The organism is Flavobacterium branchiophilum NBRC 15030 = ATCC 35035 (assembly GCF_002217205.1).
GTDB lineage: Bacteria > Bacteroidota > Bacteroidia > Flavobacteriales > Flavobacteriaceae > Flavobacterium > Flavobacterium branchiophilum.
Genome location: NZ_MUGT01000085.1, coordinates 1 through 15,203 on the forward strand (window position 1 = coordinate 1; position 15,203 = coordinate 15,203).

Sequence of the window (15,203 nt, forward strand, 5' to 3'; positions counted from 1 at the left end):
TAAATAACTCGATAAATTTATTCATTAAAAATACATTTATAGAACAAAAATAATAAAAAAAAATTACTTTTGGGCAATTAATAAGATTAAATTTATCAATCTTGAAGAATAGCCTATTTCGTTGTCATACCAGCCCACCACTTTTACCATTTTGTCGATTACAGATGTTAATTGAGCATCAAATAAGCAAGAATGGGGGTTGCCCAACACATCTACAGATACTATAGGATCGTTTGTATAGTCTAAAATACCTTTCAAATAAGTGGCAGAAGCATCCAAAAAAGCTTTATTAATTTCTTCAATACTTACATTTCGTTTTACATTAAAAGTTATATCTGTAAGTGAACCATCTGGTACAGGAACACGAATACCACACCCTCCAATTTTACCTGCCAAATTGGGAAATATTTTTGTAAGGGCTTTTGCAGCACCCGTAGTTGTAGGCACAATAGACTGGCTGGCTCCCCTAGCCCTTCTCAAATCTTTGTGGGGCTGGTCGTGCAGGCTTTGGTCTGTTGTAAATGAATGAATTGTAGTAATATAAGCCTGCTCAATACCGCATAAGTCATTGATAATCTGTATCATTGGAGCGGCATTATTGGTTGTACAACTGGCATTAGACACTATCAATTCCGATCCGTCGAGTATCTGTTCATTGACGCCCAAAACCACCGTTTTGATGGAATCTACCTCAGACGGGGCAGACAAAATCACTTTTTTGGCACCAGCCAAGATGTGCTCATACAATTCGTCATACCCTTTGTATTTTCCTGTTGCTTCTACTACAAAATCAATATCTAGGGCCTTCCAATTGAGGTTTGAAATCAATTTTTCGTGAGAAAAAACTATTTTTTGATTGTCCACTAAAAGGTGTTTCTCATCAAACGAGACAGGTAATTTTAACACTCCATGAATGCTATCGTATTTTAGCAAATGGGCCATGGTTTTGTTATCTGCCACATCGTTTATGGCTACCACCTCTATACTGTCGTGTTGCCACAATAGCCTAAATAAATTACGTCCTATACGTCCAAATCCATTTATAGCTACTCTGATTTTCTTTTTTTTCATTAATAATTATAAATTATTACTTATAATATATGTTTAGCTGCACGATAAGACGAACGGACTAAAGCACCGCTTTCTACGTGTCTAAAACCAAGTGCTAAACCTATTTTTTCGTATTTTTGAAATTGTTCGGGAGTGATAAAGTTTTTTACGGGCAAATGTTTTTTGCTGGGTTGCAAATACTGACCTATGGTAACAACATCTACCGCAACGGCTTTCAAATCGTGGAGGGTTTGTATGACTTCTTCTTCTGTTTCGCCCAAACCAAGCATGATGCCCGATTTGGTTCTGGCAGCACCATTGGTTTTTAAGTATCGTAAAACCTCCAAACTTCTGTCGTATTTGGCCTGAATACGAACTTCTCGGGTTAAACGTCTTACGGTTTCGATATTATGGGAAATGACTTCGGGTTTTGCGGCCAATAAGCGGTCCAAATGTTTTTCATTTCCTTGAAAATCAGGTATTAACGTTTCTAAAGTGGTATTGGGATTCATACGACGAATGGCTTTGATGGTTTCATTCCAAATGATGGAACCGCCGTCTTTCAAATCGTCTCTGTCCACACTGGTAAGCACGGCATGTTTGATGTTCATGATTTTGATAGATCGGGCAACTTTTTCGGGTTCGTCCCAATCGACTGTTTCGGGCCGACCCGTTTTTACGCCACAGAAACCACAAGAACGGGTACAAATATTGCCCAAAATCATAAATGTTGCTGTACCTTCGCCCCAACATTCGCCCATATTAGGACAACTCCCAGAGGTACAAATGGTGTTGAGTTTATATTGATCGACTAGACCACGTAGTTCGGTATATTTTTTACCAATTGGTAGTTTTACTTTCAGCCATTTGGGTTTTCCGACAGTGGTGTTTTCTAAAAGTGAGTCCATAAAATTAGTTTTATTGGGCAAATATACGTAAGTTTCAAACTATATTTTCAAAATCTTATTTACATTTTTTTAATTTTTTCGGAAATATTGAAATCCTTTATTAATGTTAAATTTTAAACTATTTACTTACAAAATGAATAATATAATGCTACTTCTTGAATCAGAAAAAGAAAACGTCAATGTTGGATTTCTTAAAAAAATCTTAATTTATTGTATGATGATGGTTTTTTTGTCTTTTTTTGATATTTTTGTTTTATAAATAAGAATTTTAAAACTTAGCTTGTTGTAAAAGGAAGTGGATTAATTGAAAGAAAGTTGGTTTATAACGAGGTGTGGTTTGCATGAGGGATAGTAGTGGAAATCCTTTAGAAGCCCCCCAGCCTCCAAAAGTGGAGTGAATCTGGCATTTGAATGGGGTAATCAAAAAAGATTATTTCACAGTATTATATTTCTTTTGGGGTTCTAGGAACGATCTTTGAAACAGATAGCTCGAATCGTAGTTTACCGAAGGACACACCCAAATGATTAAGTGGAATAATTAATAATATTGTAAATTTTTAATTAAAGTTGAAAAATGAAAAAAATATATTTCATAATGGTTATTTTAACTGCTTGCTTTTGTCAGGCACAACAAAAAACAAAAAAATTTACTGTGGAATATCTAAATATGTCAGCTATTTCGATAACAAAAAACACCGAAGGCTATTTTTCTAATTATGGTTTTAATGAAAGCCGATCGATTACAAATGGTTTTGATGTAGGGATTAGTACTTTGCATGGTGCCAAGCTGTTTGGTTATGTGTCTGTTATGGCGGGCATTGGGGTAGATTGGAACATTAATAAAACTTTTTTGGCAACTCCTTTTATTGTTGATTTGCGGCTTTTTTCGAGCAAACGTACCGAAAACAGTGGCTTTGTGTATTTGCAAACAGGACACAACATCAAATGGAATGATACATTTAACGGAGATGGTGTAACAGCTAAAATGGGTATTGGAGGTATATTTCAGTATGATGGCAATACGGCTTATTATATTGAGTTGTATAAAAAATCAAGGCATATACATTTAGATGAACTACAAAACAGAGGTTTTTATAAGACTTTAGGATATGGAGTTTCGATAGGAGTTATTTTTTAGAATTTTAATTGTTTAATTTTTAAAAAAGTTGCATCTGACATTGAAAACAATAGATGATATGTATAATATAGGGATAAAATGTATGTGAAATAAGAATAAATAAGTTTTTTGATATAAAAATAAAAATAAATTATAAAAAACTTTTTTTAATTAAAATTAAATAATAATTTTACTCTAAATTAATAACAAATTATGAAAACTAAACAAAAAGTATTTCCGAATTATACAAGTAATTTATTTAATTTGGTTAAATTACTTGTAATCAAAAATCTTGCCAATAAAAACACAATAATATTTTAATTTAAAATCAATTTACTATGAAAAACTTTAAAATTATAACATTTATTTCATTTTTATTAATTCTTTTTTCTTGTGAAAAAGAGGAAAATATAAAAATACAAAATACTAATATTGATAATGTTTCTATAAAAGACGGAAGGTTATCCTTCCAAAGTATAGAGTCTTTACAGCGTGTCTATAAGGAATATGCAGATGCAACAGATGAAAAATTAGCTTCATACCTTCAACCTCTTTACAAAAAGGGATTTTACTCTTTAAGACCTATTGTAACTGAAAGTAATGAGAATTTTCTTTATTATCATTATACAAAAAACGATAGTACAATGAGGAAATCAAATCACAGAAGTCAAGAGGATGTGTTTGATTATTTAGATGATCTTGAGGATATAATTGGAGACGATACTTTTTCTGCTTTTTTAAATAACAATGCAGAAATATTAGTTGCTGATAAGATATATAAATATACAGATGTAGGTTTGTTTATATCAAATGAAGACAAGTATAATAATTTATTATCTTATTTAGATGAAAAAAATGTTTCTCAAAATATAATAGAAGAGACACCCTTAAATATTAAGACAAATTTATTTAATGAATTTCCTTCTGATGGAATAAACACTATTAATCCAGATATAAAATATTTTAAAGTTGCTCCAATGGATCCAGATACAGATGGAGGAGGATCTGGAGCACCATATACACCAACTCCAGGCTCTCCAGCCTCAACAGATCCAAGTTATAATGCCTTCCTAAATAACCTTGGAAGTTGTCAAATACAACACGGGTTATTTACAACATGGTTTGGAGAGAATGATGTTTGTATTGATAAATATGAAAGTAGAAGAAGGGTTAAAACAAAGGCTTTTAATTATAATTATTTAATTGTTTACCACATGGGGGTTAAATGTGTTCATCAATATAGAGGATGGACTGGTTTCTGGAGATTAGAAGCAACGGATGAAATTCGGTTAGTAGTTGAGGCAGCACAATTTGAATATGATTTAGACGCTCTTCTTGGTAATAATGCAATAAATAATCAAACAAGAGAGCAAATCTATTATATGAATAATCAAAAGGCTTATTTTGCAGGACCAAATACCATAACTTTTAACAATCAATGGGGATTACCAACCATTACCTATTATAACTTAAATAGTTTACCTGCAATTTTTCAGGATAATTTATCATTTGAATTTTTCGGAACAGGAATAGATTGGTTAGATAATCAAATTCAAAATGGTATCGATACAAATTTAGAGGCTTCAAATTTGAATCAACAATTTTATAGTACTTTATATTCTACATTAAGTTCTCAATTACAGAAAGCGTTCGGAAATAACACACAAGTACCACAAAATAGAACATTTGTTGCGAAATTTCCGCAAAATGGTAAAATGATATTTCAAAAATCAGTAGCATTAAAAGAATACAATGTAGGGTATTCAGAAAAAACTTTTGATTGGGGTGCAGAATTTAGTTTTAACGCATCAACTTCTGGAGATAGCGGATGGAGAATGTCAGGCGGAGCTGGAAATGTTTTAGTAAGGCCAAAGAATTTTAGAGTAAAAATAATTGGAGCAGCAAGACGTGGTGATGTTTGGCATGGAAGCAAATTCAATAATGGAATAAATTAAATCAAATGAAAAAAGTTGCTTTTGTTTGGTTCTTTCTTATGTCGTGTATCAGTCAGGCACAACAAAAAACAAAAAAATTTACTGTGGAATATCTAAATATGTCAGCTATTTCGATAACAAAAAACACCGAAGGCTATTTTTCTAATTATGGTTTTAATGAAAGCCGATCGATTACAAATGGTTTTGATGTAGGGATTAGTACTTTGCATGGTGCCAAGCTGTTTGGTTATGTGTCTGTTATGGCAGGCATTGGGGTAGATTGGAACATTAATAAAACTTTTTTGGCAACTCCTTTTATTGTTGATTTGCGGCTTTTTTCGAGCAAACGTACCGAAAACAGTGGCTTTGTGTATTTGCAAACAGGACACAACATCAAATGGAATGATACATTCAACGGAGATGGCGGCACTACAAAAGGTGGCATTGGAGGTATATTTCAGTATGATGGCAATACGGCTTATTATATTGAAGTATTTAAGAAAACGAGAAGTATTTTTTTGAATGGGCTACAAAACAGAGGGTTTTATGAGACTTTAGGATATGGAGTTTCGATAGGAGTTATTTTTTAGAATTTTAATTGTTTAATAAATAAAAAAAGTGTTGATGAAAAAAATGATTGGTTGTATGCTGGCAATATTGGCATTTCAAAAACAGAATGCCCAAAACACGGCAGTTGAAAAAGGGGTAATTAATGTTGAAACAGGAATTTTTGGAGCGTGGATCAGCCATGAAGCCAAGCTGGGGTCGGAGTTTGCTTTGCGAAGTGAGTTTGGATTAGATGCGGGTTTATTTGGCAATGCTTATTCGAACGGCACGGGTTATATTATGGTGCCTGTGCTAAAACTGGAGCCAAGATGGTATTATAATATTGACAAAAGAGGTCATGATTCTAAAAATACTTTGCATAATGCTGCCAATTTTTTGACGTTGTCTGTGCAGTACCATCCTGATTGGTTTGTTATTACAAACGGTAGCCAAACTGGGATTTACAATCAGGTGAATTTGATTCCCAAATGGGGTATTCGTCGCAACATTGGTAAGAGTAATTTTAACTATGAGGCTGGATTTGGTGTAGGATTACGTTATGTTTTTTTGAACGCTACCCAAAATAGTGCCATCAAATCGGAAACGGCAGTTGATGTTCATTTAAGAATTGGATATACTTTTAGGAATAAAAAATAAGTAAATAAAAAAAACCGTTATTCTACAAGAGTAACGGTTTTTTTATATTTTACAATATTGATAATCAAACTATTAAGGCAAAACCGTTACTTCGTTAATCAATCGAACGGGTTGGTTTGTAAATAATTTATAAGTCATTACTTTTAAAAAAGAATCTGTTTTTTGGTTTCCACATTCGTACCACCACAAAGATTGGTAGCGTTTGTTGTTTTTTTCCATAATGTTGCACCAAATTTTTTGTTGTCCTACTTGTTTTTCTTCAGATTTTATAATTTTATAACCATCTCCAGTCCAGCAAATTAACGGTTTGTGTATGGGTGTTTTGATGTAGATGAGCTTGTTGGGTGTGGCTATTTTAAATACCTCGTTGTTGATCCAAATGCCTTTTGAGATTGGGTATTGGGTATCTAAATTTGTAAGAATATTAGCTTTTGTTTCTATTTGTACGGCAAGGCTAGTGATGAAAAAAACTACAAGTACGATTACTATTGTTATGATAGGAAAACGCATGGGTTGGAGGACAGGATGTTGTTTTTTTGGAACAAAAAACCGAATCAAATACAGCATGGGCAGTAATTGATAAATTACAAAACACAGCAAGCCAAGGGCATGATGGAGTGGATTATTGGTAGTGCAGTTTAATAAAAGTAACACTATGATTCTGAAATAGTTGGATATAATATTGAGTATAAAAGCCAACAAACAAAATGTTATAATGCTTGAACAATCGAACTGTTTTTGTAGTTTTTTTTCTTGAATAATTAACAAAAAAGAGGCTGCCAAAAAACCCATTTTGAACATAGACAATCCCATACAAGCCGTATCGACACTGACTTTTGTTTGATTGATAAAAAAATTGACTCCCTCGATACGCTGGATGTTTAGAAAATGTTTTAGAGATTCGTACACTATTTTGCATAAAAATTGTTTGATTTCGACGGTAAAATTTTCAAAAAAAGCATTAAATATGGTCGAAAACAACAATAAATTGATTAGGGCCACAAACGAAAATTGGCTTGTAATATAGTAATATACCAAACACAACAAGAGCATAAGTGCCAGCAAATGAAGGGCTTTTGTATGGAGTTTGAAAGCAATAAATTCTAAAATAGCCAAGCAAGGCAGCAGTAGATAAGCTATTTTGAAACTTGTTTTTTGACTGCCCCAAACAAAAAGCGTCATAGACAACAGGATTCCATAAAAATCGGTGTTAAAACATTTTTTTATAGTATAATAATTAATACATACTAATGTAAAAAGTAGTATTAAAGTTGCATTTTTGAAGTGTTTGGTATATGACAACATCATTAGTAAGTGGTTTGTTTGTTTTTATTATAATAGATTCCAAAAACGATAAACATGATACCCAAAAGAGCCCATTCGTGAGGTTCAGGAACGGCTCCATGGTTGTTTATAGAAGCGTTTCCGAGGGTGTTTACATTTTTTTCGATGCCATTATTTTCGTAATCTTCGTCGGTTTCCAGTACAATAAGCGAAGAAATGGGCGATACAATATTGGTTTCTTTGGCCAAATAAACATACCGATTTTGCAAGGTCGAGTCGGCTTGTATGGCAACATGTTCGTTCAATATTTGATTAAAGGCAAAAAGTCTGTACAAATGATCTGATCCTGTGGAAGGCAAATGGGGGTTTGACATGGTTTCGGTAATGGCCATTTGGGCAGGCAAAACTGCAACTGTATGGGGCTGCAAAGGGTAGCCTTCAAAAGCTTTTTTTGCTACAAGTTGTGTGGCATGTTGCAAATTGGTTTGTAAAACATCGGCATACTTTTGCTCCTTGATGGTTTGCCAAAAAGGGTTTAAAGTTTTTGAAAATGCCAGTACTTTTATCCCTTTGGGCTTGGTTTTAGTTTTGATTTTGGTAAGGTATTTGGTGTTTGCCAACTCTTCAAAATTGGCCGAAAAAGTATTGGATTTAGTAACAATCAAACTGTTATTTGAACAATGGTATAAGGGCAAAAGGCTGTAATTTAGGGTTTCAAAACGGGCAAAAATATTTTTGTAATTTTGTTTGGTTATGGCAGTTTTTTCTTGGTTTAGAAACACAAAAAACTTTTTATCTTCCTGATATACAAATTGTTCTATTTCATGAATGGTCCATTGTTGGTTCAAATCTAAAATGATTTCTGAAGGTACAAAGGAATATTGAACCGCTTGAATTGGAGCTGTTTGATACGATTTGTTTTTCCAATTGAATGTATGGGATTCAAAATTTTTGGCAACAGCCACTTCGAGTTGCCAATCCTGAAGCCCTGTTCCTTCGTGGGTTAGATAGCCGTTTTGAAGTTCAAAATTTTTGGTGGCTTCAAATGAGCTGTTGTCTGCAATTTGCAAACGAGATATAGTGGCTGCATGGGCAATATGAGGCCCTTGAACTTGGATGTTTTGATAGCGTACTTTTTGATTTTCAAATGTTAAAGGAGTTGTAAAACCGCATTTGAACGTACGAGGCAATTGATTATTGATAGGGAAAACCCTTACAACAATACGATTACCTTCTCGCCATTGCATCAACGAGGGGTCTCTATACTCTACCCCAACCACTTGATTATAGGCTTTTTGTGCTTTTTCTTTGGTGGTTAAAACCCCTTTGCGTTCAACTCCATTCACCCACAAAGATAGCGACGTGGCTACTGCTCCTTCGGGTAATTGAAATGAATAAATAGCTTCTTGATCTGTCCATGAATTTTTGGTAGAAACCACATCTAAAGTCAATTCGGTGTAAGCTATTCTTTCGGCAGGAAAAATTTTTATGTCTTCTTTTATGTTTTGGGTCATCAGGTCTTTGCCATCCCAAAGGTGTGTTTCTGTTTCCAATCTTTTGTCAAAATTAGCTTTCAAAATAGCTATTTTATCTGCCACAGGCATTTCAATTGGTGTAGCTAATAAATAGCCTAAATTAACCAACGGATTGTGTGTTTTTCGTTCGTTGTATTGTTTAGAATCAAAATCTCTAAATCCATCTAAATTGAAAAATTTCTCATATCCAATATACACAACATCTTTTTTGAGTAAAATTTCATTCCAAAAATTGGGGGTCAAATTTTGCGAAAGTTTGATATAATGGGGCAAATGATCGTCGGTTTCAAAAGTTTTGGTTACTTGAAATTGGTTCATTTTGAGGCTTTCGTTATTTAACTGATAAGCAAAAAAGGCAATCCCCGACATGATTGACAATAGGCCCGAAATAAAATAAAGAGATTCTTGTTTGATTTGATTGTAATTTTTACATAAAAAAACAATGTGATAGCCCATCACTATAAGTGGTACTAAGCCATAAAAACCCATCCCAAGCCCTAACATACCTATAAATGAAAATGGCAAAATAGGAATTAAATAGATTACATAATAAGCTATCAAAGCAAACGTAATGCCATTAATTAAAAAAGCTAATTTACTTACAAAATTATTGTTTATTTTAACATAAATAATAAAATTTGTAAAACAAAATAAGAATGTACATAAATAGACCCAAATAGGTAAATTTTCAAACACATTGATAAACATATTTGCCGAAAAACAACCAACAAACCAATTAAGAAATAAAAATGGGATAAGGTCGTTGTAGGTGTTGGTTTTGAGCACTTTGTAGGTATAAAACACCCCAAAACCAAAAATAACGACCAGATTGATGAAACAAAGAGAGATTACTTTATCATTGTCAAACGAAAGTCCAATTAGGGTTAATGACAGTAAAAGCAGCGTAAGAACTGAAACATATAAGGCTATTTTTATATCTTTATGATCAAAAGAAAATAAACTTGAAAAAATTTTATTCATAAATAATTATAATTAATGGTTTTTTTTATAAAATGATTTTACTTTTTTTAATTCTTGTTAAGGTCTTGCCGATGAGGCATTTTTGTAAGATGTTGGTATTTATGTCATGAGCCTTTTTATTTTAAAATGAATTTTTTGTTTGGTTTCATTTTTGGTTAAAATTATTTTCGTAGTTATTGATTTTTTAAAGTACTTTGAAATGCAAAGTTATTTAAAATTAATTATCAGCCAAATAAAAAAGTGTTTTTTTTATAAAAAATACAATACCATTAGAATTGGAGTTCAAATAACATTATTAAAATTTTAATATTAACAAAAAATCGAATAAATTTTAACAAACTATCAACAAAAAAGTTAAAAAACAGTTGTTTTGATAAATTATTATCAATAATAAAGATATTCTATTAAAAATTTTTTAATAGTATAACGTTTTCGTAAATTTGCCCCATAACATTTAAAAACATTAATTATGGCTTTTGATAATGAAATGAAACTTTATAACGAATACATTAACGAAATAGTAGAAAGAAAAGGTCAAGGTCTTCATCCAAAACCAATTGATAGCGCTGACCTGTTGAGCGAAATTATCGAACAAATAAAAGATGTGAATAATCCTAATAGAAAAGATTGTTTGAACTTCTTTATTTACAATACATTGCCTGGTACCACTAGTGCAGCGGGTAAAAAAGCTTATTTTTTGAAAGATATTGTTCTTGGAAATGAATCTGTAAATGAAATTACTCCAGCTTTTGCCCTAGAATTATTGTCTCACATGAAAGGTGGAACTTCAATTGAAGTATTACTTGATTTGGCATTAGGAAATGATGTGGCCATAGCAAAACAAGCTTCGGATGTGCTAAAAACACAAGTGTATTTGTATGATGCCGACACCGATAGATTAAAAGATGCTTTCACAAACGGAAATGCAATTGCAAAAGATATTTTAGAAAGCTATGCTAAAGCAGAGTTTTTTACAAAATTACCTGAAGTTCCAGAAGAAATTAAAGTAGTTACTTTTATTGCTGGCGAAGGGGATATTTCTACCGATTTATTGTCTCCAGGAAATCAAGCACACTCTCGTTCTGACCGTGAATTGCACGGAAAATGTATGATTACGCCACAAGCACAAGAGGAAATTAAAGCACTTCAAGCACAACATCCTGATAAATCAGTCATGTTAATTGCTGAAAAAGGAACTATGGGAGTTGGTTCTTCTAGAATGTCTGGAGTTAATAACGTGGCATTATGGGCAGGAAAACAAGCAAGTCCTTATATTCCATTTGTAAATATTGCTCCAATTGTTGGAGGAACTAACGGAATTTCACCAATTTTCCTTACTACTGTGGATGTTACAGGTGGTATCGGAATTGATTTGAAAAACTGGGTTAAGAAAACAGATGCTAATGGAGAGGCCGTTCGTGATGAAAATGGAGATGCTGTTTTAGAACAAGCCTATTCTGTTGCTACAGGAACGGTTTTGACTATTAATACAAAAACTAAAAAATTATACAATGGCGATAAAGAATTGATTGACATTTCAAGATCATTCACGCCACAAAAAATGGAATTTATCAAAGCAGGTGGTTCTTATGCTATTGTTTTTGGTAAAAAAATTCAAACTTTTGCTTGCAAAGTATTAGGAATTGATATTCCAGCAGTTTTTGCTCCATCAAAAGAGGTTTCAAAAGAAGGACAAGGACTTACTGCTGTTGAGAAAATTTTCAACAGAAATGCCGTTGGAAATACTCCGGGCAAAGTATTACATGCTGGGTCTGATGTTCGTGTAGAGGTTAATATCGTTGGTTCGCAAGATACCACTGGATTGATGACTGCTCAAGAATTAGAATCGATGGCAGCCAAAGTAATTTCGCCAATTGTAGATGGAGCTTACCAATCAGGTTGTCATACTGCTTCTGTTTGGGACAAAAAAGCACAAGCCAATATTCCTAAATTAATGCAATTTATGAACGATTTTGGTTTGATTACTGCTCGTGACCCTAAAGGGGTTTATCATTCTATGACAGATGTTATTCATAAAGTTTTGAACGATATTACTATTGACGATTGGGCTATCATTATTGGTGGTGACTCTCATACTAGAATGTCTAAAGGGGTTGCTTTTGGTGCGGATTCTGGTACTGTGGCTTTGGCTTTAGCAACAGGAGAAGCTTCTATGCCAATTCCTGAATCAGTAAAAGTTACTTTCAAAAGAACCATGAAAGATTATATGGACTTCCGTGATGTGGTTCACGCAACCCAAGCGCAAATGTTGCATAAATTTGGTGGTGAAAATGTGTTCCAAGGTAGAATTATCGAAGTTCATATTGGAACTTTAACAGCTGATCAAGCCTTTACTTTTACAGATTGGTCTGCCGAGATGAAAGCCAAAGCATCTATCTGTATTTCTGAAGATGAAACATTAATCCAATCTTTAGAGATTTCAAAAAGCAGAATCCAAATCATGATTGATAAAGGAATGGATAATGCTAATCATGTGCTTCAAGGGCTTATCAATAAAGCAAATAAAAGAATTGAAGAAATCAGAACGGGTGATAAACCAGCATTGAGACCAGATGCCAATGCTAAATATTATGCTGAGGTTGAAATTGATTTGGATGTTATTAATGAGCCAATGATTGCGGATCCAGACGTCAATAATAAAGACGTTTCTAAAAGATATACACACGATACCATCAGACCACTTTCCTTCTATGGCGGAACTAAAACGGTAGATTTAGGTTTCATCGGTTCTTGTATGGTTCACAAAGGCGATATGAAAATATTGGCTCAAATGCTTAAAAACATTGAGAAACAAGAAGGTAAAGTGGCATTTAAAGCACCTCTTGTAGTTGCTCCACCAACATACAATATTGTGGATGAATTGAAAGCAGAAGGTGACTGGGAAGTATTGCAAAAATATTCAGGTTTTGAATTTGATGACAATGCCCCAAAAGGAGCAGCACGTACAGAGTATGAAAATATGTTGTATTTAGAGCGTCCAGGTTGTAACCTTTGTATGGGTAACCAAGAGAAAGCAGCAAAAGGAGACACAGTAATGGCAACATCAACTCGTTTGTTCCAAGGACGTGTTGTAGAAGATTCTGCTGAGAAAAAAGGGGAATCATTATTGTCTTCAACTCCAGTAGTGGTATTATCAACTGTTTTGGGAAGAACTCCAACCATTGAAGAATATAAAAAAGCAGTGGAAGGCATCAACTTAACCAAGTTTGCTCCATCTCACAAATTATTGGTTGATTAATACAATCGATAAATATTACAATAAAAAAAGCTTGAGTTAAACTCAAGCTTTTTTTTTAATAGATTATAGTGGAAAAATTAATAAGCTCTTTCTACAATATTTTTGACTTTTTCCAAAGTGATATTTTGACGTTCGCCCATAGCCACCCAGCCTCTTTGCTCAAAACGTTTTACGATAAAATCTGCTGTTTTCTCGTAATCTGTTGTGTTTTCAGAAAGCTTGATTTTCATACCCATCAATTGATAAAAGGCTTTCGTTTTTTCTATGGCTTCCAAGGCTACTTGCTCCGTAGTTCCTTCTAATCCAAACACTCTAGTGCCATATTGAGCTAATTTTTCTTTCTTGGTTTCAAACATTTCCAAATACAAATTAGGCCCAATTATAGCCAAAGTTCTTGCATGGTCTATGTCAAATAATGCAGTTAACTCATGCCCAATCATGTGCGTTGCCCAGTCAGATGGTACTCCTTTTTGCAACAAACCATTCAAAGCCATGGTACAACACCACATATAATTTGAAGCCAAAGTATAATCAGAAGGATTTTGTACAATTTTTGGACCAATTTCAATGAGTGTTTGCAAAATACTTTCGGCAAAACGGTCTTGTAAAAAAGCATCGTGCTTGTATGTGATATATTGTTCCAATACATGAACAAAAGCATCAATAACCCCATTTTGCAATTGACGTTCTGGCAAAGAAGCTATAACTGTTGGGTCGCAAATGGAAAACTTAGGAAACATGGCAGCCCCTCCAAAATCCAATTTTTCATGTGTAGCTTCAATGGTAATTACTGCACCAGAGTTCATTTCGCTACCCGTTGCAGGAAGCGTTAGTACCGTACCAAAAGGCATCACATTTGAGCCTTGTTTAAAAATAATACGCTTTTTCAAAATATCCTCGGCAGGTCCTTCATAACAAGAGGCTGCCGACAAAAATTTGACACCATCTATTACACTACCCCCACCAACAGCCAAAATAAATTGAATTTTTTCGTTTTTTATCACCTCAACTGCCTTCATCAAGGTTTCAAATTTTGGATTAGGTTCAACCCCACCAAATTCCAAGACTTCAACATCTTTTAGAGCATTTTTTACTTGGTCATACACCCCATTTTTAAAAATACTGCCACCGCCATACACCATCAATACCTTTTGATTAGGTGGTATTAAATCCTTCAATTTGGACATCTGCCCTTTTCCAAACACCAAATGGGTTGGATTAAATAATTCAAAATTATTCATAATATAATATTTATTAAATTTATAATATTAAAATCAAACTGTAGTCTATACCAAAACTCAATCAACGCTCACTTTAAATTCTTCGGCTATTGCTTCTACCCAAAACCCGCCTCGTTTTAGTGCTTTTAAAATGCTTTTCTTTCATATTTCCTTACTCAATTCCAAATGCTTTTCCTTTTTCAAAACTTTTGAAGTACCTCGTACTTTGCTCTATATAATAAGTTTTTACTTATTATATCCTCAATCCCAACACTTCACATGCTTGCAAAAGCATTTAGTCTAAACGAGGTTTCGGCTAATATTGCTAGGGCTTCATTTACCCAACTTGCCAAAAAACCAACCTAAATCTTTGATTATCAACAGCTTTTTTTTATCAATGGTACACTACATAAACTTTTTTTGATTTCAAATCATTTGCTGCATAAAACTTGGGCAATATTATAATACCAAATATACATATAAAATAGTCCAATCTACTTGTTCTTTTTTGCTAAAATCATTCAAATAAAATAGTTCCGTAGCCCAGCTATGCAACGATTTTTTTTGAAAATTTTTTCTAAAAAATAACTACGCATCTTTGGACTATTTTATAAATATATTTGGTATAATTTCAATTGTTTTTTATCAACTTTTTTATCAATCGACCATTGTTTTGATCTTGAATTTCTAAAAAATAGGATCCATTAGTCCA

Annotated in this window: 10 protein-coding genes; 5 read left to right on the top strand and 5 right to left on the bottom strand. The window is 33.3% G+C overall.

The genetic code is table 11. The features are described 5' to 3' along the window. Positions 1–63: 63 nt before the first annotated feature. Together gap and lipA are read right to left on the bottom strand one after the other, a co-directional pair. A complete protein-coding gene (gene gap / locus B0A58_RS10295; protein WP_089080992.1) occupies positions 64–1,071 on the bottom strand; it encodes a type I glyceraldehyde-3-phosphate dehydrogenase in 1,008 nt (335 codons plus the stop codon). Positions 1,072–1,091: 20 nt separating this feature from the next. Continuing rightward, entirely contained in the window at positions 1,092–1,958 is an 867-nt protein-coding gene (gene lipA, locus B0A58_RS10300; protein WP_089080993.1) for a lipoyl synthase, read from the bottom strand. Positions 1,959–2,532: 574 nt separating this feature from the next. Between lipA and B0A58_RS10305 the strand changes: the two genes are divergently transcribed. The 4 genes from B0A58_RS10305 (at position 2,533) to B0A58_RS10320 (ending at position 6,212) form a co-directional block, all read left to right on the top strand. After that, on the top strand, positions 2,533–3,096 hold the full coding sequence (locus B0A58_RS10305; RefSeq protein ID WP_014084635.1) for a hypothetical protein: 564 nt from the start codon (positions 2,533–2,535) through the stop codon (positions 3,094–3,096). A gap of 317 nt (positions 3,097–3,413) precedes the next feature. Then, positions 3,414–5,030: a hypothetical protein gene (locus tag B0A58_RS10310; protein WP_089080994.1), complete on the top strand. Its 1,617-nt coding sequence runs from the start codon at positions 3,414–3,416 to the stop codon at positions 5,028–5,030. Between the two features lie 5 nt (positions 5,031–5,035). Further along, positions 5,036–5,599 (top strand): hypothetical protein, encoded by a 564-nt coding sequence (locus B0A58_RS10315; RefSeq protein ID WP_014084638.1) that lies wholly within the window; start codon positions 5,036–5,038, stop codon positions 5,597–5,599. A gap of 34 nt (positions 5,600–5,633) precedes the next feature. Next, positions 5,634–6,212 carry a hypothetical protein gene (locus tag B0A58_RS10320; RefSeq protein ID WP_014084639.1) on the top strand — a complete coding sequence of 193 codons (579 nt, stop codon included), beginning with the start codon at positions 5,634–5,636 and terminating at the stop codon, positions 6,210–6,212. A 72-nt stretch (positions 6,213–6,284) separates the two neighbouring features. On the opposite strand, the gene xrtN is transcribed toward B0A58_RS10320, so the two are convergent. Together xrtN and B0A58_RS10330 are read right to left on the bottom strand one after the other, a co-directional pair. Continuing rightward, positions 6,285–7,520 carry an exosortase N gene (gene xrtN / locus B0A58_RS10325; RefSeq protein ID WP_089080995.1) on the bottom strand — a complete coding sequence of 412 codons (1,236 nt, stop codon included), beginning with the start codon at positions 7,518–7,520 and terminating at the stop codon, positions 6,285–6,287. Further along, a complete protein-coding gene (locus B0A58_RS10330) occupies positions 7,520–10,012 on the bottom strand; it encodes an XrtN system VIT domain-containing protein (protein ID WP_089080996.1) in 2,493 nt (830 codons plus the stop codon). Before B0A58_RS10330 ends, xrtN begins: the two co-directional genes overlap by 1 nt. Before the next feature lie 487 nt (positions 10,013–10,499). Between B0A58_RS10330 and B0A58_RS10335 the strand changes: the two genes are divergently transcribed. Beyond that, positions 10,500–13,271 carry a bifunctional aconitate hydratase 2/2-methylisocitrate dehydratase gene (locus B0A58_RS10335; protein WP_089080998.1) on the top strand — a complete coding sequence of 924 codons (2,772 nt, stop codon included), beginning with the start codon at positions 10,500–10,502 and terminating at the stop codon, positions 13,269–13,271. A gap of 77 nt (positions 13,272–13,348) precedes the next feature. Here B0A58_RS10335 and B0A58_RS10340 read toward each other — a convergent pair whose 3' ends face one another. Then, the gene (locus tag B0A58_RS10340) at positions 13,349–14,512 is read right to left on the bottom strand and encodes an iron-containing alcohol dehydrogenase (protein ID WP_089080997.1); all 1,164 of its coding nucleotides are present in this window, start codon (positions 14,510–14,512) and stop codon (positions 13,349–13,351) included. Positions 14,513–15,203: the final 691 nt, after the last annotated feature.